The sequence below is a fragment of the Stenotrophomonas sp. YJH_SMC_32 genome (assembly GCF_059369975.1).
The window spans coordinates 18,626-36,414 of the sequence record NZ_JCAFTE010000011.1 but is presented as its reverse complement, the minus strand read 5'-3'; the positions used below and the strand labels follow the sequence as shown (position 1 = coordinate 36,414).

Annotated in this window: 15 protein-coding genes and 1 riboswitch; of the genes, 6 read left to right on the top strand and 9 right to left on the bottom strand. The window is 67.4% G+C overall.

Annotation, left to right across the window (positions count from 1 at the left end; translation table 11 throughout):
• Window positions 1–188 precede the first annotated feature (188 nt).
• The 3 genes from yecR to AC5P7S_RS13605 all read left to right on the top strand — a co-directional run bounded on the left by yecR (window position 189) and on the right by AC5P7S_RS13605 (window position 2,339).
• Window positions 189–512 carry a YecR family lipoprotein gene (gene yecR, locus AC5P7S_RS13615; protein WP_495213635.1) on the top strand — a complete coding sequence of 108 codons (324 nt, stop codon included), beginning with the start codon at window positions 189–191 and terminating at the stop codon, window positions 510–512.
• Window positions 513–766: 254 nt separating this feature from the next.
• A complete protein-coding gene (locus tag AC5P7S_RS13610) occupies window positions 767–1,741 on the top strand; it encodes a Dyp-type peroxidase (RefSeq protein ID WP_095378422.1) in 975 nt (324 codons plus the stop codon).
• A gap of 181 nt (window positions 1,742–1,922) precedes the next feature.
• On the top strand, window positions 1,923–2,339 hold the full coding sequence (locus tag AC5P7S_RS13605; protein ID WP_095378421.1) for a hypothetical protein: 417 nt from the start codon (window positions 1,923–1,925) through the stop codon (window positions 2,337–2,339).
• A 96-nt stretch (window positions 2,340–2,435) separates the two neighbouring features.
• On the opposite strand, the gene pnuC is transcribed toward AC5P7S_RS13605, so the two are convergent.
• The 5 genes from pnuC to AC5P7S_RS13580 all read right to left on the bottom strand — a co-directional run bounded on the left by pnuC (window position 2,436) and on the right by AC5P7S_RS13580 (window position 8,222).
• Window positions 2,436–3,020, bottom strand: a complete 585-nt coding sequence (gene pnuC, locus AC5P7S_RS13600) for a nicotinamide riboside transporter PnuC (RefSeq protein WP_095378420.1) — start codon at window positions 3,018–3,020, stop codon at window positions 2,436–2,438.
• Complete coding sequence (locus AC5P7S_RS13595) at window positions 3,017–5,206, bottom strand: TonB-dependent receptor (protein ID WP_095378419.1); 2,190 nt, start codon at window positions 5,204–5,206, stop codon at window positions 3,017–3,019. The genes pnuC and AC5P7S_RS13595 overlap by 4 nt, the downstream gene beginning before the upstream one ends.
• 70 nt (window positions 5,207–5,276) lie before the next feature.
• Window positions 5,277–5,372: riboswitch (TPP riboswitch) on the bottom strand.
• Between the two features lie 98 nt (window positions 5,373–5,470).
• A complete protein-coding gene (locus AC5P7S_RS13590) occupies window positions 5,471–6,595 on the bottom strand; it encodes a phosphotransferase enzyme family protein (RefSeq protein ID WP_095378418.1) in 1,125 nt (374 codons plus the stop codon).
• Between the two features lie 128 nt (window positions 6,596–6,723).
• Entirely contained in the window at window positions 6,724–7,116 is a 393-nt protein-coding gene (locus AC5P7S_RS13585; protein ID WP_053497758.1) for a glycine zipper 2TM domain-containing protein, read from the bottom strand.
• Between the two features lie 467 nt (window positions 7,117–7,583).
• On the bottom strand, window positions 7,584–8,222 hold the full coding sequence (locus AC5P7S_RS13580) for a response regulator (RefSeq protein WP_005420808.1): 639 nt from the start codon (window positions 8,220–8,222) through the stop codon (window positions 7,584–7,586).
• Between the two features lie 75 nt (window positions 8,223–8,297).
• Between AC5P7S_RS13580 and AC5P7S_RS13575 the strand changes: the two genes are divergently transcribed.
• A complete protein-coding gene (locus tag AC5P7S_RS13575; RefSeq protein ID WP_095378417.1) occupies window positions 8,298–11,897 on the top strand; it encodes an ATP-binding protein in 3,600 nt (1,199 codons plus the stop codon).
• On the opposite strand, the gene AC5P7S_RS13570 is transcribed toward AC5P7S_RS13575, so the two are convergent.
• On the bottom strand, window positions 11,891–12,292 hold the full coding sequence (locus AC5P7S_RS13570; RefSeq protein ID WP_053497753.1) for a c-type cytochrome: 402 nt from the start codon (window positions 12,290–12,292) through the stop codon (window positions 11,891–11,893). The genes AC5P7S_RS13575 and AC5P7S_RS13570 overlap by 7 nt on opposite strands.
• Before the next feature lie 65 nt (window positions 12,293–12,357).
• On the bottom strand, window positions 12,358–14,034 hold the full coding sequence (locus tag AC5P7S_RS13565) for an electron transfer flavoprotein-ubiquinone oxidoreductase (RefSeq protein WP_095378416.1): 1,677 nt from the start codon (window positions 14,032–14,034) through the stop codon (window positions 12,358–12,360).
• Between the two features lie 302 nt (window positions 14,035–14,336).
• On the opposite strand from AC5P7S_RS13565, the gene AC5P7S_RS13560 reads away from it, so the two are divergent.
• Window positions 14,337–15,500 (top strand): acyl-CoA dehydrogenase family protein, encoded by a 1,164-nt coding sequence (locus tag AC5P7S_RS13560; RefSeq protein ID WP_095378415.1) that lies wholly within the window; start codon window positions 14,337–14,339, stop codon window positions 15,498–15,500.
• An 82-nt stretch (window positions 15,501–15,582) separates the two neighbouring features.
• Window positions 15,583–16,068 carry a hypothetical protein gene (locus tag AC5P7S_RS13555; protein WP_141239382.1) on the top strand — a complete coding sequence of 162 codons (486 nt, stop codon included), beginning with the start codon at window positions 15,583–15,585 and terminating at the stop codon, window positions 16,066–16,068.
• 302 nt (window positions 16,069–16,370) lie between these two features.
• On the opposite strand, the gene AC5P7S_RS13550 is transcribed toward AC5P7S_RS13555, so the two are convergent.
• Both AC5P7S_RS13550 and AC5P7S_RS13545 read right to left on the bottom strand, forming a co-directional pair.
• Window positions 16,371–16,850, bottom strand: a complete 480-nt coding sequence (locus AC5P7S_RS13550) for a tRNA (cytidine(34)-2'-O)-methyltransferase (protein WP_005420795.1) — start codon at window positions 16,848–16,850, stop codon at window positions 16,371–16,373.
• A gap of 69 nt (window positions 16,851–16,919) precedes the next feature.
• On the bottom strand, window positions 16,920–17,396 hold the full coding sequence (locus tag AC5P7S_RS13545; protein WP_014035556.1) for an XAC0231 family protein: 477 nt from the start codon (window positions 17,394–17,396) through the stop codon (window positions 16,920–16,922).
• Window positions 17,397–17,789 lie beyond the last annotated feature (393 nt).

Here is a 17,789-nt window from a genome sequence, read left to right as displayed (position 1 = left end):
GCCTGTCGTTAGAGCGTGTTGTGCTGGCGTGTGACTCTCTCTCTCTCTCCCACACGCCAACCGAAGCCCGGCCTCGCGCCGGGCTTCTTCTTTTCTGTGCATCCGGTAGAGTGCAGGGCCGCAGGGCGGTCCTGCAGAGCCTGGCGCGGCGGATTCCAGCGCAATCACGATCAAGGGACATGATGAAGATGAAGGCGATCACCGCTGTGGCAGCACTGCTGCTGCTGGGAACGACGCAGGCGCGTTCGAGCGCCGAATGGAATCTGAAAGGCGCCAACCGTTCGGAAGGCCGGGTTGTGCTGACCCTGGTGAGCAAGACGCCCGAACTGACACCAGCCAACCGGCAGGCGGCCGAACAGACCGCAACGCGCCAGTGTGCAACCTGGGGCCTTCCCGCTGCCGAACTGAACGGTGAGATCGAGCGTGCGTGCGATGGGCGCAGCCGTTTCGGCAAGTGCAAGCGGTGGCAGTTCACCATGCCCTTGCAGTGCAGTGCCGCGGTTTCACAGTGACGTCGTGTCGTTTGCCGCAGGGCATGGGGGTGCCCCGACGAGGTGTTCGACTGGCTGCGCGAACGCGGTCTGCCAAGCGGTCGCTGCCAGCGTATCGCCCGGAGTGGGCCGCAGCAGTTCCATGTAGCGCAGGAATGCACGGTGCTGCGCGCAGGACGGAACGAGAACTGCTCCGTCGCCGGTCAGGCGGTTCCGCTATGATCCCGGCACGTCGCCATTGACGATGCACCCGCCTCAAGCCAGCAGGAACTGCCGTGAATTCCCAGCCCGCACCGATCACCGCTCTCAACCACACGCTCGACAACGAGCCGCAGCAGATCACCGCGCCACTCACCCATTCGGCGGCGTTCCTGGTGCTGAAGGTGAAGGACGACGTGGCGTCGATCGCCAAGGCGCGCGAGGTGCTGGCCAGTACCGACGATCTGATCAAGAACACCGCCATCCGCGAGATCGAGCGCACCTTCACCTGCAACGTGGCCATTGGCCATCGCGTGTGGCAGCCGCTGGTAGGGTCCACGCCGCCACGCGAGCTGAAGCCGTTCCGCGAGATCAAGGGCGCGACCCACACCGCTGTGTCCACGCCCGGTGACCTGCTGTACCACATCCGCGCACGTACGATGGACCTGATCGTGGCGTTCGAGCGCAACCTGCTGATGGCCTTCGGTGATGCGGTCGAAGCGGTCGATGACGTGGCCGGCTTCCGCTACTTCGATGGCCGCGACCTGCTCGACTTCGTCGACGGCACCGCCAACCCGGAAGGACTGTCGCTGCCGGAAGCCACCATTGTTGGCGATGAAGACCCGGAGCATGCCGGCGGCAGCTACGTGGTGGTGCAGAAGTACCTGCACAACCTCGATGCCTGGCGCGCGCAGAAGACCGAGGCGCAGGAGGCGATCATCGGCCGCACCAAGCACGACAACATCGAGCTGGACGATGCGCCGGCCGATGCGCAGAAGTCGCACAAGACGCTGTGCACCATCGAAGACGCCGATGGCGAGCACGAAATCCTGCGTGACAACATGCCGTTCGCCAACCCGGGCCGTGGCGAGTACGGCACCTACTTCATCGGCTACACGCGCCGCCTGTGGGTGATCGAGAAGATGCTCGAGCGCATGTTCATCGGCAATCCCGCGCCGCTGCACGACCGCATCCTCGACTTCTCCACCGCCACCACCGGCGTGACCTTCTTCGCGCCGTCGCGCAAGGTGCTGGCCGACCTGGGCGAGTGATCGCGGCTCCCGTCCTTGCGCATGCTACGGACCGCTCTGTTCCAGTAGATCCACGCCACGCGTGGATGGTGCGCACGCTGCCCGTAGCAGCCACGCATGGCGTGGCTCTACTGTGCCGCCATCCGCCTGTCATCTACCGCGCCGACCATGTCGTGCTGGATGGGAGTGCAGGAGGCGGGCGATGACCATGACCGGAAACAGGAGCGGCGCACGCCGCGGGTGGAAGCGGCTGGCAGCGTGGTTCGGTGCGCTGGCACTGGGGAGTGCCGCAGTGTCCGCACACGAAGCCCCTGCACACTGGATGGCCTACGCCACCGCCGTGGGTGGCCAGCTGCAGCAGCGCCTGCAGCAGGAGCAGGACCCGCAGGCGCAGCGCGTGCTGCAATGGCTGCAGGCACACCCGGACACGCCCACGCCGCTGCCGGTGAGCGTGTGGATCGCGGCGGATGGCCATATCTCGAAACTGGAATTCGACAGCCTGGGTGATGCCCGGGTCGACGCCGACCTGCGCGCGACGCTGCAGGCCGCGCCGTTGCAGGCCGCACCGCCGGCCGACATGCGCCAACCGCTGCGATTGGGTCTGGTGCTTGACCGGTAGATCCACGCCATGCGTGGATGGGCCTACCGGTGACCCTTCAGCCACGCATGGCGTGGCTCTACTGTGGATGGCCAGCGCACAGCCCGGCCATCCGCATCAACGAACCGGCGCCACCTGCGGTTCGCGCGCGGCCGCGCTCCATGCGCGAAGGCCGAACACGGCCAGGCCGAGGAAGAACACGTACAGCGCGGCGGTCACATGCAGCGACTTGAACAGGTACGCACCCACGTACACCACGTCCACGGCGATCCATACCCACCAGCAGGCGACGTGGCGGCGCGCCTGCCACCACTGGCCGACCAGGCTCAGTGCGGTCAGCATCGCGTCCAGCCACGGCAGCGCGGCATCGGTGAAGGTGTGCATGGCCGCACCCAGCGCCACGCCACCGCACAGGCCGAAGGCCAGGTCGCGCAGCAGCTTGCCTCGCGCCAGTGGCACGATGCGGATGCTGCCCTCATCGGCGGCGTGCTGGCGCCAGTTGAGCCAGCCGTAGACCAGGAAGCCACCGAAGGCGACCTGCAGCAGGGTGTCCGAGTACAGCTTGGCCTCGGCGAACACCAGGCCATACAGCGTGACCGACAGCAGGCCCACCGGCCATGCAGACAACCGGCGCCGGGCCATCAGCCAGACGCCGAGCACGCTGCACAGCGCGGCGGTCCACTCGAGTACGACGCCGTTCACAGCGCGAACGTCACCGACAGGCGCGCCTGTCGCGGTGCGCCGGGGAACAGGTAGTAGTCACCGCCGCTGCTGCCGGTGTCACGCCAGTAGAAGCGGTTGAACACGTTGTCCACCGACAGGTTCCAGGTCACCGCACGCTCGTGCAGCCGGTGCTGGAAACGCAGGCCGGCATCGAACACCGAGTAGTCCGGTGCACGCACGGCGCCGTCGGCGCGTGCCACGTTGGCACCGGCATAGCGCCACCCGCCAGTGACATCCAGGCCCTGCACGAACGGCAGTGCATAGGCCACGTGCACGCTGGCACGCACCTTCGGCACGTTCACCAGCTGATGGCCTTCATAGGCTGGCGTGCCGGTGTCGCGCGCACGCGCCTGCAGCACGCTGGCGCTGGCCACGATCTGCAATGCATCCGTCAGCTGACCGTTGGCGGTCAGCTCCAGCCCGGTGTGGGTCTGTGTGCCTTCCTCGACGAAGGTGTAGCCCACGTCGCTGTTGTCCGGCTTGGCGTACTGGTACGGCTGCGAAATGCGGAACACGGCTGCGCCCAGCGTCAGCGCCTCGACCGGCACGTACTTCAGGCCCACTTCCAGCTGCCGCGACTGCACCGACGGCAGGAAGGTATCGGCATTGCTGGTCCAGAACGGCGCTTCCTGGCCCAGCGAAATGCCGCGCACGTAACTGGCGTAGGCGTTGAGCTGGTCGGTGGCTTTCCACACCACGGCGGTCTGTGGCAGGAAGCGCGACAGGCGGCTGTGGCGTTGCGGGGTGCCGCGCTTGTCATAGGCGCGCTCGTCCAGGCGGACGAAGCGGCCACCGGCCAGCCACTGCCAGTCGTCACCGAAGCTCATCCGGTCCAGCGCGAAGAACGCGGTCTGGCGGCTGTCCAGGCGTCGTGCGGATGGGCCCGGCATCTTCGGCGATGGCGCGAACACCGGCACCGGTGCCTCGTGGATGTTGCTGGTACCGACGTACTCGTTGACGCTCGGGCGCTTGTCCACGGTGCGGCGGAAGTAGTCGGCGCCGACGGTCAGCTGGTGACCGACGCTGCCGGTCTCGAAGCGGCCGCGCAGTTCGGCGCGGGCCTGCTGGTTGCGGCGGGTGTCGTCCGGGCTGCGGTAGTCGTAGATGTCATAGTCGCCGTTGGGTGCGAAGTAGTTGCCCGGCACGCTGCCATCGGCACATTGTGCGGCGTAGTAGCAGCCGTAGGCGAAGGCGACGTTGTCATCGATCACCGAACGGCTATGGCCCACCGATACACGTGATTGCCAGGCGTCGTTGAAGTCGTAGGTATGCAGCGCGGTGATGTTGGTGCTGGCGATATCCACCGGGCGCTGCCACGGCTGGTAGCCGAGCAGATGCTCGCGGTCGACACCGCGCGGCAGGTCACGCGCGCCCAGCAGCTGGTAGCCGGACACCGAGCGCTGCGAGCTGGTCTGGTAGTTGGCATCCACTTCCAGCTTGCCGCGCTCGCCGATCAGCCAGTCGGCGGCCAGCGAGTAGAAGTTGCGGCGGCCATCGGCGTGCTCGACGTAGGAATGGCTGGAATCCCATGCGGCATTCAGGCGCACGCCGAAGCGCGGGGTGATCCAGTGGCCGACATCGACGGCAACGTAGCGCGAGCCTTCCGAATCGGTGCCGAGCGTGGCGGTGCGCACTTCCGCCGGGCGCTTGCCGATGTAATTGATGATCCCGCCCGGCGCCATCACGCCTGCCGCCAGGCCGGCTTCACCCTTGAGGATCTCCACCGACTGCACGTTCTCCAGCGCCAGGCGTTGTTCGCCGGCGATGGACAGCCCGTTGAAGCGGTAGCCGGTGGCCGCGTCCAGTGCGAAGCCTCGGATGGCGATGTTCTGGTAGTAGCCCACCGGCGCGTAGGCATCACCCAGCGAGGCATCGTTGCTGGCCAGCTCGGACAGCGAACGTACCTGGCGGCGGTCGAGGTAATCGCGCTCGAGCACGTTCATCGACGCGGGCGTGTCCTTCCAGCTGCCGCCTCCGAAGGCATTCACGCGCGAGGTATCGGCCTTCGGTTTGCCGGCCTGCACGCGCACCGCCGCCAGTTCGGTCGGCGAGCGCTCGGCGCCGGTGGCAGCCGCATCGGGGGACGCTTCGGCCTCGCTGGCGTGCAGCGGCAGCGTGGCGCAGAGTGCGAGGGAGAGCAGGGTGGGGCGCAGGCAGCGGTTCATTCGGTTCGTCTTCGGACAACAAGGGAGACGAAGCGACGGCGCGCAGGTGCACCGGCCCATGACGGGGGTGTGGCTGCGGCTCAAAGCTCCCTACGCCGGTGCAAACCGGATCAGGTTCCAAGGGACTCTCTCAGCCTGGCAGATCCAGGCACCCCCGCTTCAGGTGACCATTTCACTACAAATGGTACGGATTTGCGAGCGCCACCCAGGGTCAGATCCCCTTCCTGCGGAAAGGGATCTGACCCCAACGCTGCGTCAACCGGATCACGCGGCGGCGTGCAGGGCCTGCAGCAGTGCCTGCCCCGGGGCGGTATGGAACCACGCCGGATGGCCAAGCATGAAGGGCTGCCACGCCACGTCGGCATTGGCGGTCGAGCCTGTGACGCCCTCGAAATACTCCACTTCGGACAGTGCGAAGTCGAAATGCACCATCGGCAGCAGGTCGGCCAGCAGGTGCACGCGTGCCGCCGACAGCGGCAGCACCTGGCGGTAGCCATCGAGCAACGCCAGCGCGATATCGATGCGCACCGCCTCCATGCCGCGCTCCAGCTCCAGCCATGCCACGGCGTTGCGCTCGATTGCGGTAGCCAGGTCGAACAGTGCACTGGTGGGCGAGGCCAGGCCGAAATCCAGCACGGTGCTGACCTGCCCGTCGCGCCACAGCAGGTTGGAGACATGCCAGTCGTTGTGCGCCCACAGCCGTGGTTCGTCGCGCAGGCGCTCGGCCAGTCCCGTGTGCCACGGCAGCACGTCACGCCGCAGCTGTGCTTCCCACGGAATGCGCGCGAGATAGCGGGCCAGGCCGGGGCGCGCGTGCAGACCTGCCTTGATTGCGGCGATCGGATCGTCGGCGCGGATCAGGTCGTCGCGCGCCACCAGCAGATGGGTGCTGCGCTGGGGCGCGTGGTAGCTGGCTGCGGCGCGGTGCAGCTGTGCGAGTGCGCGTCCGGCTTCGTGGGCCTGCGCGACATCGGTCAGCAGCGACCACGACACCGCGTCGCGGTACAGGTCATCGCCTGCGCCGACGTCGTGCAGTTCAAACGTCCAGTCACCGTGTTCGACCGCGGTGTGACCATCGGTCGCTGCCAGCACCTGTGCCACCGGCACGCCAGCAGCGTCGAGATGGGCGATGAAGCGGTGCTCTTCCTCCAGGCAGGCCGCGTTGCGCACGCTGTGGTGATGGCGCTTGATGAACACCGCGCCGCGCGTGCCATCGACGATGGCGGCAGCCGACAGCGGTCGCGGGCTGTGCCAGCGCGGCTGGCTGCCGCTGTGCAGCTGCGGATAGCACTGCCGCAACCACGCGATGTCCGCCGCGCTGATCGGTGGCCAGTCGGCAGCGACCTCGTCGTTGTTGAGGCCCTGCACGCGGTGGGAGGAAGACGTCATGCCGCAGCCCGAGAGGGGAAAGTCACATCCAAGGCTGCGCATTCAACGCCATGCGCGCGGCCAACGCAAACGGGCGGGTCATCGACCCGCCCGTTTCTGCCATCGGCAGGGTAACGCCGCCGTGCCGCTTACCAGCCGCGATGGCGACCGCGGTCGTGGTAGTAGCGGTTGTCGTAGTAACGCTCGCGCTGCCAGCGGCGGTCGTCGCCACGGTTGTAGTAGCCGCTGCGGTAGTAGCCACGATCGTAGCGGCGGTCGTAGCGATTGTCGTAATAGCGACGGTCGCGGCGGTCGGAGGTGGTCAGATTGCCGATTGCGCCACCGGCCACGGCACCGCCGACGGTGGCCGCAGGGTCGCCGTTGGAGAGCAGGTTGCCGGCCACGCCACCGACCACGGCGCCGACCAGGGTGCGCTTGTCCTTCCTCGACATCGCGCTGGCATCGCTGACCACGGCGACACCGGCAACCAGCGCCAGGGCCATCGCCAGACCACGGAAGCTGAGTGTGGAAGTACTGAGCATGTTCGTTCTCCTGTGAGGTGCATGCCACGCTGGGCAGGGAGGGCGCGGGGCGCCCCGGCTGCCGTGATGTCCACGCTGGCGTTCCAACATTGCCGGAACATTGCCTGGTGCACCGAGCGGCTTGCGCATTCATCTAGCGGCAGGCGGCATGAAGCAAGGCTGAAAGCGGCTGCGGCCGCTCAGCTGGCGGAAAGGAAAAGGGCCGCGGAGGTGGCCCCTCCCTTCTCTGCCAAGGCGTTGGCATGTCCGACGCCCATCGCTTTCTGGGCCTGCCGCGCCTGCTCCTGCGGGGTCTCCTGCTGCGGCCGCAGCACGTCAGGCGCGCTCTGGCACCGCACCGCGGCGAAGCGCCAGGCTCTGCCCGCTGGCGGCCCGCGTCTCCACGGTGACGCGGCTGGCGGCCGGACATGCGCCGGTCGATTCCTTCGACCTCGCATTGTTGCCGGTGCGATTATGTGAATCGCGTCTCAAATTTTCCCGTCACGCAGATAGTCGAACAATTCGGCATCGCCCTTCAGCCCCAGCTTGAGCATCGCATCGCCCTTCTGCCGGCTGATGGTGCTGACGCTCTTGTGCAGCAGCAGCGAAATCTCCTTGACCGTCATGCCGGTGCCGAGCAAGCGCAGCACCTCCACCTCGCGCGGGGACAGCGGCTTGCCGTCGCCCTCGCGCATGCGCCAGCTGCCGGCCGCCTCCACCCGTTCGCGCAGGCTGCGGCTGATGTAGGGCTGGCCGCGGTAGACCGACTGGATGGCCTGTGGCAGTTCGTCCATCGACGAACTCTTGTCGACCAGGCCGAGCACGCCGCTGTCGAGCACCATGCGCAGGATCGCCAGGTTGCTGGAGACGCTGAGCATCAGCACGGGCAGGTCGGGATGGCGGCGGCGGATCATGCCGATCATGGCGAAGCCGTCGGCCTGCGGGCTGCCCGGCATGGAGTAGTCGGTGACCAGCAGGTCACAGGGCTGGCTGGCGAGCAGGGTCATCAGCGCCTGCGCGCTGTCGGCCTCGCCGACCACGCGGCCGACGCCGCTCGACTCGATGACGGCGCGGGTACCGATACGGACCACGGGGTGATCGTCTGCGATGATGATGCGCAAGCTCATGCTCTAGTATGGCCATCGGGCACGCCGGACCGCGACCATCGCGGTCCCTGGCAGGATTCTAGGAGATCGACGCAGATGCGTAGGTGGGCTGTTCGCGGGCTGCTCCTGCTGCTGGCGGTGCTGGCGCTGCCCGTGGCCCAGGCACAGCCGGCCCCTGGCCTGCTGCCGCTCAGCCCGTTGCAGCGCGAATACCTGGTGGCGCATCCGACCATCGTTGTCGGGCAGTATGACAGCGGCTGGCCGCCCTTCGAGTCCCTCCGTGATGGCGAGCAGGTCGGGCTGGGACCGGACTACCTGTCGCATCTTGCTCGCCAGCTCGGTGTGAAGGTCGAGGCGCGCCGCTATCCGGACTGGACATCCGTGCTGGATGCGGCATGTCGTGGCGAGATCGACGTGGTGATGAATGTCGGCCTCAGTGCCGACCGCACCCGCTGCATGGTCTATACCGCCGCCTACAGTGAGGCGCCGCTCGCACTGGTGGGCCGGCCCGATGACCTGCGTGCCTCCGACATGCCGGACCTGGATGGGCTGAGGGTGGTGATCGAACAGGACTTCCTGACCGGTCCGCAGGTGCGCGCCCGATTCCCGCGTGCCCGCCAGCTTGTCGCAAACGACACGTTGAGCGCATTGCAGATGGTCAGAGACGACAAAGCGGACGTCTACATCGGCAATGCCTTCGTCGCCACCGAGCTGATTGCCAGCCGGCGCCTGCAGGGCGTGGCGCTGTTGCGGCCAAGCGACCTGCCCCCTGAACGGTTGCACTTCGGCATTCCCAACAGCAAGCAACCCCTGGCCGAAGCCCTGGACCTGGCGCTGGCCGCGACCAGCCAGGCCCAGCGCGATGCCCTCGCACAACGCTGGTTGTCACCGCCGCACTGGTCGGCATCGGCGCAGCTGGCGCTGAGCCAGGCCGAGAAGCGTGTGCTGGAGCAGCCGCTGATGATCGGTTTCGCGCCGAATGCCGCGCCCCTGTCGTTCACCGGCGAGGATGGCCGGCCCAGTGGCTTGGCCAGCGAGTACCTGCAGCGCCTGATGCAGGCCGGCGCCAACCTGAAGGTCGAGAACAGCCACGACTGGTACGAGGTGCGTGAGAAGGCCCGCCGCGGTGAACTGCAGGCGGTGATGGGCATACCCGTTGATTCGCGCTACCTGGGCCCGGACTGGGTGTTCAGCCAGCCCTTCATCAGCGTGCCGAACGTGATTGTGGTCAGGAGCGATGGCGAGTCGCTGCTGGGGCTGGCCGACCTGCAGGGCAAGCGCGTGCTGCTGTCCGACCCGGAGCGCGTGCGTGGCTATGTGCAGCAGCAGGCGCCGCAGGCCCGGATCATTGCTGCGCGGAGTGCCGAGCAGGCGCTGCAGCGCCTGCTCGAGGGTGAAGCCGATGCCTATGTCGGCAACCTTGCCGTGGTCGATCACTTGCTGCGCAGCCGTTTCCCGGGGCGGATGCAGGTCTCGGCTCCGGCCGGTTTCAACGACCAGCTGGCGCTGGCAGTGGATCGCCGCCATGCGGCCCTGGCCACGACCTTCGATCGCCTGCTGCTGCAGATGACCCCACGCAAGCGCGAGGCGCTGCGCAGCGCCTGGCTGGCGGTGGAGTACCGCAATGGGGTCGACTGGAGCAATCTGCTGCGGTGGGGCGTGCCCGTGCTGATGGTGCTGCTGACCGCACTGCTGGTGCATGGCGTGGGCCATTGGCGGCTGCGCCGTGAGGTGGCAGGACGCCGCCAGCTGGAGCAGCGCCTGGCCGAGGTGACCGACAACCTGCCGGCGGTGGTCTACCAGGCCCGCCGCGATGCCGATGGCACGCTGAGCTTCCCGTTCATCGCCGGCGACCTGCCTGCGTTGTTCGGCATCACCCGGCAGCAGGCCGAACAGGATGCGAGGGTGTTGCTGGAACGCGTCGAGCAGGAGGACCGCGCGCGCATCCTGCATTCCATCGAGCAGGCCGCGCACCAGTTCGCGCCGTTGATCCTGGAGTTCCGCCTGCGCAGCGACGGGGAAGGCGTGCGCTGGGTGCGCAGCCAGGCCCATCCCTACGCCGCCGAAGAAGGCGCGGTGATCTGGAGCGGGTACTGGGTGGATGTAAGCGAAGCCCGGATGCAGGCCGATGCACTGGCGGCGGCGAAGGCGGACGCCGAGCAGGCCGCTGAGGCCAAATCGCGTTTCCTGGCCACGATGAGCCACGAGATCCGTACGCCGATGAGCGGCGTGCTGGGCATGCTGGAGGTGCTGGCGCACTCACCGCTGGACAGCGAGCAGCAGCGCATCCTCGGCGTGATCGAGGATTCGGCGCAGATGCTGCGGCAGATCCTCGACGACATCCTCGATTACTCGCGGCTGGAAGCGGGTGCACTGCGCCTGGAGCCGGTGCCGCAACCGCTGCGGCCCCTGCTGGAAAGCGTGTGCCGGTTGATGTCGGCGCAGGCCAGTGCACGCGGGCTGGAGCTGCACGTGCAGATCGACCCTCAGCTGGCGGCAGCGCACGAAGTGGATGGCGTGCGCCTGCGCCAGATCGTGTTCAACCTGCTCAGCAATGCCATCAAGTTCACTGCACGCGGCGAAGTGCGGCTGCAGCTGGAGGTACTGGGCCCGACCGCCGAAGACGGCAGCCAGCCGCTGTGCCTGAGCGTCACCGACACCGGCACCGGGATCGCACCGGAACAGCTGCGGCACCTGTTTGCGCCGTTCACCCAGGCCGGTGCCTACATCCAGCGCGACCATGGTGGTACCGGCCTCGGCCTGAGCATCTGCCAGCGCCTGGTGCAGATGATGGGCGGCGAGCTGGAGTTGCACAGCACGCTGGGCGAGGGCACCCGCGCCGAGGTGCGGCTGGCGCTGGTGGAGGCAGGCAGGGGTGACGTTGAAGCGCTGGTTGCGGAGCAGGAGCAGGCGGCGCTGCTGCCGCCGGCGCTGCGCGAGGCACGCGTGCTGGTGATCGAGGACCACCCGACCAACCAGGCGATGATGGCGTGGCGGCTGCAGCAGCTGGGCGTACCCCATGTGCTGCTGGGCGATGGCCAGCAGGCACTGGACCGCTTGTCATCGGAGGCCTTCGACCTGGTCATTACCGACTGCCGCATGCCGGTACTCGACGGCTTCGGTTTCACCCGCCTGTTGCGCGAGCGCGAGGGCCGTACCGGCCAGCCGCGGCTGACGGTGCTGGCGCTGACCGCCAGCGTGCTGGACGACGATGCGCGCCGCTGCCGCGAAGCCGGCATGGACGAGGTGCTTGCCAAGCCGCTGTCGCTGGCCACGCTGCGCACCGCGCTGCTGCGCTGGCTGCCGCAGGCACAGGGCCAGTCATTCGATGCGCCGGTGCAGGAGACTGTCGCCGACGACGCTGAAGTGCTGCCTGATCTGGCCACCCTGCAGCAGCGCTATGGCTCGCGCGCCGTGGCTGAGCAGCTGCGCGACAGCCTGTTGCAGGCCAGTGAAAGTGATCTGGCGGCGGTGCAGCGCGCCGTGCGGGCCGGTGACCGCGCGACTGCGGCGCTCCACCTGCATCGCCAGGCGGGCGGTCTGGGGGCGATCGGGGCAAGCGCACTGGCCGGGCAGGCCAACGCGCTGGTCGAGCGCCTGCAGGATGCGACCGAGGCCGATCCGGCACCGGTATTCGCCGCTGTAACGGCGTTCGTGGCAAGGCTGCAGCATCAGCTGCAGCGACTGGCTCACTGAGCCGACTGCTGTTGCAGGTAGGCGATCACCAGCGCGCGGCGTTCGGCGCTGGGAAAGGCGTTGTACATGCGCGTGCCGGGCACCACGTGGGTGGGCGACTGCAGGAACGCGTCCAGGGTCTGCGCGCTCCAGGTGATGTCGGCGCGGCGCATGCCGTCGGAATAGCCGTAATCGGGCAGGCTGCCGGCGCGACGGCCGATCACGCCGTGCAGGTTGGGGCCGAAGCGGTGGATGCCGCCAGGCTGCACGGTGTGGCAGCCGGCGCACAGTTCGAACGCGCGCTGCATGGCCTGCTGGCGGGCCTGTTCGGGCGTCGCCGGCGCCGCAGGCGGGCGCTGGCAGGCCGTGGCAAGCAGGGCCACGGCAACGGTGGTGAGCAGGCGGGAGGCACGCATGGGCGGGCAGGATAGCGGTGCGGTGGAGCGGCCGGGCTGCGACACGCGGTCGCAGCCCGGGGCGATCACATGCCCGAGTAGTTCGGGCCGCCGCCGCCCTGCGGGGTCACCCAGACGATGTTCTGGGTCGGATCCTTGATGTCGCAGGTCTTGCAGTGCACGCAGTTCTGCGCGTTGATCTGCAGGCGCGCGTCGCCGGCGTCGCCGACGAACTCGTACACGCCGGCCGGGCAGTAACGGGCTTCGGGACCGGCGTACTCGGCCAGATTCACCTTCACCGGAATGCTCGGATCCTTCAGCGTCAGGTGGCTGGGCTGGTTCTCGTCGTGGTTGGTGCTGCTCAGGAACACCGAGCTGAGACGATCGAAGGTCAGCACGCCATCGGGCTTGGGGTAGGCGATGCGGGTGTGCTGCGACGCCGGCTCCAGGCAGGCGTGGTCCGGCTGGGTGCGGTGCAGGGTCCACGGCGGGTTGCGCACGCCCAGCTTCGGCAGCAGCCACTGCTCCACGCCGGTCATCAGCGTGGCAACGGTCTGGCCCTTCTTGAACCACTGCTTGAAGTTCTTGGCCTGCTGCAGTTCGGTGAACAGCCAGCTGGCTTCGAACGCCTTCGGGTAGGCGCTCAGTTCATCGTGCTGGCGATCGGCGGCCAGCGCGTCGAACGCGGCGTCGGCGCACAGCATGCCGGTCTTGATCGCGGCATGGCTGCCCTTGATGCGGCTGGCGTTGAGGTAGCCGGCTTCGCAGCCGACCAGCGCCCCCCCGGGGAACACCGTCTTCGGCAGCGACAGCAGGCCGCCGGCGGTGATCGCACGCGCGCCGTAACCGATGCGGGTGCCGCCCTCCAGGTGCTTGCGGATGGAGGGATGGGTCTTGAAACGCTGGAACTCCTCGAACGGGCTCAGCCACGGGTTCTTGTAGTCCAGGCCGACCACGTAACCAATGGCGACCTTGCCGCCGTCGGCGTGGTACAGGAACGCGCCGCCGTAGGTGTCGCTGTCCAGCGGCCAGCCAGCCGCATGCACCACCAGGCCCGGCTCATGCCTGGCCGGGTCGATCTGCCACAGCTCCTTGATGCCGATGCCGTAGGCCTGCGGGTCCTTGCCTTCGTCCAGTTTGTAGCGGGCGATCAGCTGGCGACCGAGGTGGCCGCGCGCACCTTCGGCGAAGATCGTGTACTTGGCGTGCAGCGCCATCCCACGCTCGAAGGCCGGACCGATGCTGCCGTCCTTCTCGATGCCCATGTCGCCGGTGGCCACGCCGATCACCTCGCCGTTGTCGCCGTACAGCACTTCTGCAGCGGCGAAGCCCGGGAAGATCGCAACCTCCAGCGCCTCGGCCTGCTGCGCCAGCCAGCGGGTCACTTCGCCCAGGCTGATGATGTAGTTGCCTTCGTTGTGGAAGCACTCCGGCAGCAGCGCATTGGGGGTGCTGCGCGCGCCGGTCTCGCTGAGGAACAGGAATTCGTCGCGGGTGACCTTCTGCTTCAGCGGTGCGCCGCGCTCGGCCCAGTCCGGGAACAGCTCGGTCAGCGCGCGCGGATCCATCACCGCGCCGGACAGCACGTGCGCGCCCGGTTCGGAGCCCTTCTCCAGCACGCACACCGACAGCTCGCGGCCGGCTTCGAGCGCGCGCTGGCGCAGGCGGATCGCGGTGGCCAGGCCGGCGGGGCCGGCGCCGACGATCACCACGTCGAACTCCATTACTTCACGCGGGGGCAGGGCGTTGGCTTCAGCGCTCATCGATTGCATGACTCGTGGGTAGGGCCGGCATCGGGGCCACCGGCGGTGCCTGGGAATCGCGCGTGCGGCCACGGGCGAAACGGTTGTTTGAATGTGTCAGGGTACCGGGCCGCGCGTGATCGAGCTAGATCGACGATGTTCACGTCATGATTGCTGCATTGCAGCGAACGCGGCTTCGGTGGTCGCCAACCTTGGTTGGCACCGGCAGAAAATACCAGCGCCGACCAAGGTCGGCCTCTACCCGTGCACCAACGCTGCGCGGATGACCGACAATGGCCGGGTCCTGACTGCGTGTGAGTGCCATGGCTTTGCATCCGTACGATCTGTTCGATGTCCGTTCCCTGCTCAACGAGGAAGAGCGCGCAGTGCAGGAGAGCGTCGCCCGCTTCACCAACGAGCGCGTGCTGCCGATCATCGGCGATGCCTTCGACCAGGCCCGCTTCCCCAATGAACTGGTGCCTGAGATCGCCTCGTTGGGCCTGCTGGGCGCGACCCTGCCGGCCGAGTACGGCGGCGGTGGCCTCGGCGCGATCAGCTATGGCCTGATCTGCCAGGAGCTGGAGCGCGGCGATTCGGGCCTGCGCAGCTTCGTGTCGGTGCAGAGCTCGCTGTGCATGTACCCGATCTACGCCTATGGCAGCGAGGAACAGCGCCAGCAGTGGCTGCCGGCGATGGCGCGCGGCGAACTGATCGGCTGCTTCGGCCTGACCGAGGCGCACGGCGGTTCCGATCCGGCCAGCATGAAGACCCGCGCGGTGCGCGACGGCAGTGACTGGCGCATCAGCGGCAGCAAGATGTGGATCACCAGCGGCCCGGTGGCCGACCTGGCCATCGTCTGGGCGCAGACCGAGGACGGCATCCAGGGCTTCGTGCTGGAAAAGGGCATGGCCGGCTTCACGACGCAGGAGATCAAGCACAAGATGAGCCTGCGCGCGTCGCTGACCGGCGCGCTGTTCTTCGATGACGTGCGCGTGCCCGACAGCCATCGCCTGCCGAACGTGAAGGGCCTGAAGGGGCCGCTGGGCTGCCTGACCCAGGCCCGTTACGGCATCAGCTGGGGGCCGATCGGTGCGGCGATTGCCTGCCTGGATGAAGCACTTGGCTATGCCAAGGAGCGCGTGCTGTTCGGTCGCCCGCTGGCCGCCACGCAGAGCGCGCAGATCAAGCTGGCCGAGATGGCCCGCCGCATCACCACCGCGCAGTTGCTGGCGCTGCAGCTGGGCCGGCTGAAGGAAGCCGGCCAGCTGCAACCGCAGCAGGTCAGCCTGGCCAAATGGAACAACTGCCGCATGGCGATCGACATCGCCCGCGAGTGTCGCGATCTGCTGGGCGGTGCGGGCATCACCACCGAGCACGTGGCGATCCGGCATGCGCTGAACCTGGAATCGGTGATCACCTATGAAGGCACCGAGACCGTGCACCAGCTGGTGATCGGCCGCGAACTGACCGGCATCAACGCGTTCTGAGTGCACCGGTAGTGCCGGCCGCTGGCCGGCATTGCCGAGTAGGGTGGGCGGCAAGGGACGTCTATCCGGAGATGCAAGCTGAATGAAGAACAATCCCGCTGTAAGGCTGCTGTGCCTCCCGCTGCTGTTCCAAGCCTCCGTGCTGCAGTTGGTGTGGGCAGGCAACATGGATAATGGGGCATGGGCGGGCAGCTATTCGCAGGCGAGCGATCTGTGTACCGAACCGGGCAGCGGACGTAGTTGCCGTGATGGGTTCAGGGACAGCCTGTCGATTGTCGAAGAATCACTGGGCTATAGGGTTGAGCTGCACAGTACCCAGGCGATGCAGCACGTCTGCTCTTTCGTGCTGCATATGAAGCCAGAAGGCGGAAAACTGATTCATCAGTCCGAACCAGGCACAGTGGCTATCGAGAAACATGCAGGTGTACTGAGAGTCTCATCCGGCGGGATCGACCCGACGCCAACGGGCTTGGGCATGTGTGGTGCGCATGCCGATATTGATGGCCTGGAGTTTTCTTCTGTGGGCAATCGCACGCGTTCCGGGCAACGCGATGGCGCGCGCCCCTGATTGATCCAGGCGGAACGCATCCACGCATGGCATGGATCTACTGCGCGGCTGTCGGGTCCGCCTTGAAGCGAGCCGAGCACCGCAGGTCCGGCGGGGGCGAAGAGGCGCGGGTGTCTGAGCGCAGCGAGTTCCGCGCCGTCCCCCGGCGGGCCGAGGAGCGCAGGGTACCGGTGCGCAGCACCGGCTCGCAGACGGCGGCGCGTTTCTTTTGGTTACTTTTCTTTCCGCGTGGAAAGAAAAGTAACGCCATGAACGCATGCGCCCGCCACAGCAACAATCAGGCAGAAGAGAGACGCGTGGCGCTACGCCCCACCGGCAAACCCATGCTGCCGCCACGCCTCGTACATCACCACCGCAACGGTGTTGGAAAGATTGAGGCTGCGGTTGTCCGGCCGCATCGGCAGGCGCAGGCGGCGGCCGTCGGGCAGGGCATCGAGCACCTCCTGCGGCAGGCCACGGCTTTCCGGGCCGAACAGGAACGCATCACCGTCTTCAAAGGCCACGCTGTCGTAGCGCACGCTGGCGCGGGTACTGAGTGCGAACAACCGATTCGGTGCGATCCGCGCCAGCGCGGTGTCCAGGTCGGGGTGCACCTGCAGGCGCGAGTACTCGTGGTAGTCCAGGCCGGCGCGCTTGAGCTGCTTGTCTTCCAGTGCGAAGCCGAGTGGCTCGACCAGGTGCAGCTGCGCGCCGGTGTTGGCGCAGAGCCGGATCACATTGCCCGTGTTGGGCGGGATTTCCGGTTGGAACAGGATCACGTGGAACTGGGGCGCGGCATTCATCGGCGCAGTGTACCTGCGACGACCGCCGCCTTTACGGCGCACGCCCTGCGCGGGGCAGGGCGGCACCGGTTACGGGCGCAGCAGGACCTGGGCGGTTTCGGTGGCCAGGGCCTGCAGGTCGGCAGCGCTCGGACGCACCTGCAGGGCTGGCAGGTTGACGATGACCGAGTTGGCGACGTTGGTGGCAGCGGCAGCCAGGGTGGCGGCGTAGCGCTGGGCTTCCAGTTCGGCGGCCAGGGCGACGCGCTGTTCCAGGCTCGGGCGCACTTCCACCGAGGCCAGCGTGGTGATCGGCATCGCGGCGGCGACCGGGGCGGCGACGTAGCCGTTGCGCTCGGCCAGCTGGTCGGCGCTCGGGCGCACTTCCACGGTGGCCAGGGTCGGGATGCCGCTGGCCTGTTCCCAGGCCTGCTGGGCCAGCTGGTCGGCGGCCGGGCGAACCTGCACGGTGGACAGGGTCTTGATGGATTCGGAGGCCTGCACCGACGAAACAACCGCGGTGCCGGCGATCAGGGCGATGGCGATGGCAATGGTCTTGGCGTTCATGACGGGGCCTGTTTGGTGTTGGTGAGCAGTGGTGTGGTAGTAAGGTAGTACACCAGTTCTGGGCATGCAAGAGAAATTTTCGATTTCCTGCATTTGTTCAGTCTTCAGTCAGCTTTTGTCTGAAGCCCTTCTTGGCGCAGGAAGTACCAAGCAATCCGCGTGCCAACTTTTAGTTATTGATTTGCAAGGCTTTTATGTGGTCCCGAAAGTGTCCGCTGGGCGGACACCTGTCCATTCGATAAGCCGCGGACACTGTCCGGACGCCTTCAGCCGGCGTCTGTGACGTTTCAAGAGCGCCCCTGGGCGTCGGGCTGGATGGCCATCTGGGCAAACACCCCCAGTGACTGGCGACCGATTCCGGCCGCCGCGCGCGCAGGCTAGGATCGGGGTTCA

Bases quoted from the DNA above. Each gene is read 5' to 3' on its own strand.
- AC5P7S_RS13580 (WP_005420808.1), bottom strand. From the start codon at position 8,222: ATGAGCTTGCGCATCATCATCGCAGACGATCACCCCGTGGTCCGTATC.
- AC5P7S_RS13565 (WP_095378416.1), bottom strand. From the start codon at position 14,034: ATGAGCGCTGAAGCCAACGCCCTGCCCCCGCGTGAAGTAATGGAGTTC.
- AC5P7S_RS13555 (WP_141239382.1), top strand. From the start codon at position 15,583: ATGAAGAACAATCCCGCTGTAAGGCTGCTGTGCCTCCCGCTGCTGTTC.
- AC5P7S_RS13550 (WP_005420795.1), bottom strand. From the start codon at position 16,850: ATGAATGCCGCGCCCCAGTTCCACGTGATCCTGTTCCAACCGGAAATC.
- AC5P7S_RS13590 (WP_095378418.1), bottom strand. From the start codon at position 6,595: ATGACGTCTTCCTCCCACCGCGTGCAGGGCCTCAACAACGACGAGGTC.
- yecR (WP_495213635.1), top strand. From the start codon at position 189: ATGAAGGCGATCACCGCTGTGGCAGCACTGCTGCTGCTGGGAACGACG.
- AC5P7S_RS13570 (WP_053497753.1), bottom strand. From the start codon at position 12,292: ATGCGTGCCTCCCGCCTGCTCACCACCGTTGCCGTGGCCCTGCTTGCC.
- AC5P7S_RS13545 (WP_014035556.1), bottom strand. From the start codon at position 17,396: ATGAACGCCAAGACCATTGCCATCGCCATCGCCCTGATCGCCGGCACC.
- AC5P7S_RS13575 (WP_095378417.1), top strand. From the start codon at position 8,298: ATGCGTAGGTGGGCTGTTCGCGGGCTGCTCCTGCTGCTGGCGGTGCTG.
- AC5P7S_RS13605 (WP_095378421.1), top strand. From the start codon at position 1,923: ATGACCATGACCGGAAACAGGAGCGGCGCACGCCGCGGGTGGAAGCGG.
- AC5P7S_RS13595 (WP_095378419.1), bottom strand. From the start codon at position 5,206: ATGAACCGCTGCCTGCGCCCCACCCTGCTCTCCCTCGCACTCTGCGCC.
- AC5P7S_RS13585 (WP_053497758.1), bottom strand. From the start codon at position 7,116: ATGCTCAGTACTTCCACACTCAGCTTCCGTGGTCTGGCGATGGCCCTG.
- AC5P7S_RS13560 (WP_095378415.1), top strand. From the start codon at position 14,337: ATGGCTTTGCATCCGTACGATCTGTTCGATGTCCGTTCCCTGCTCAAC.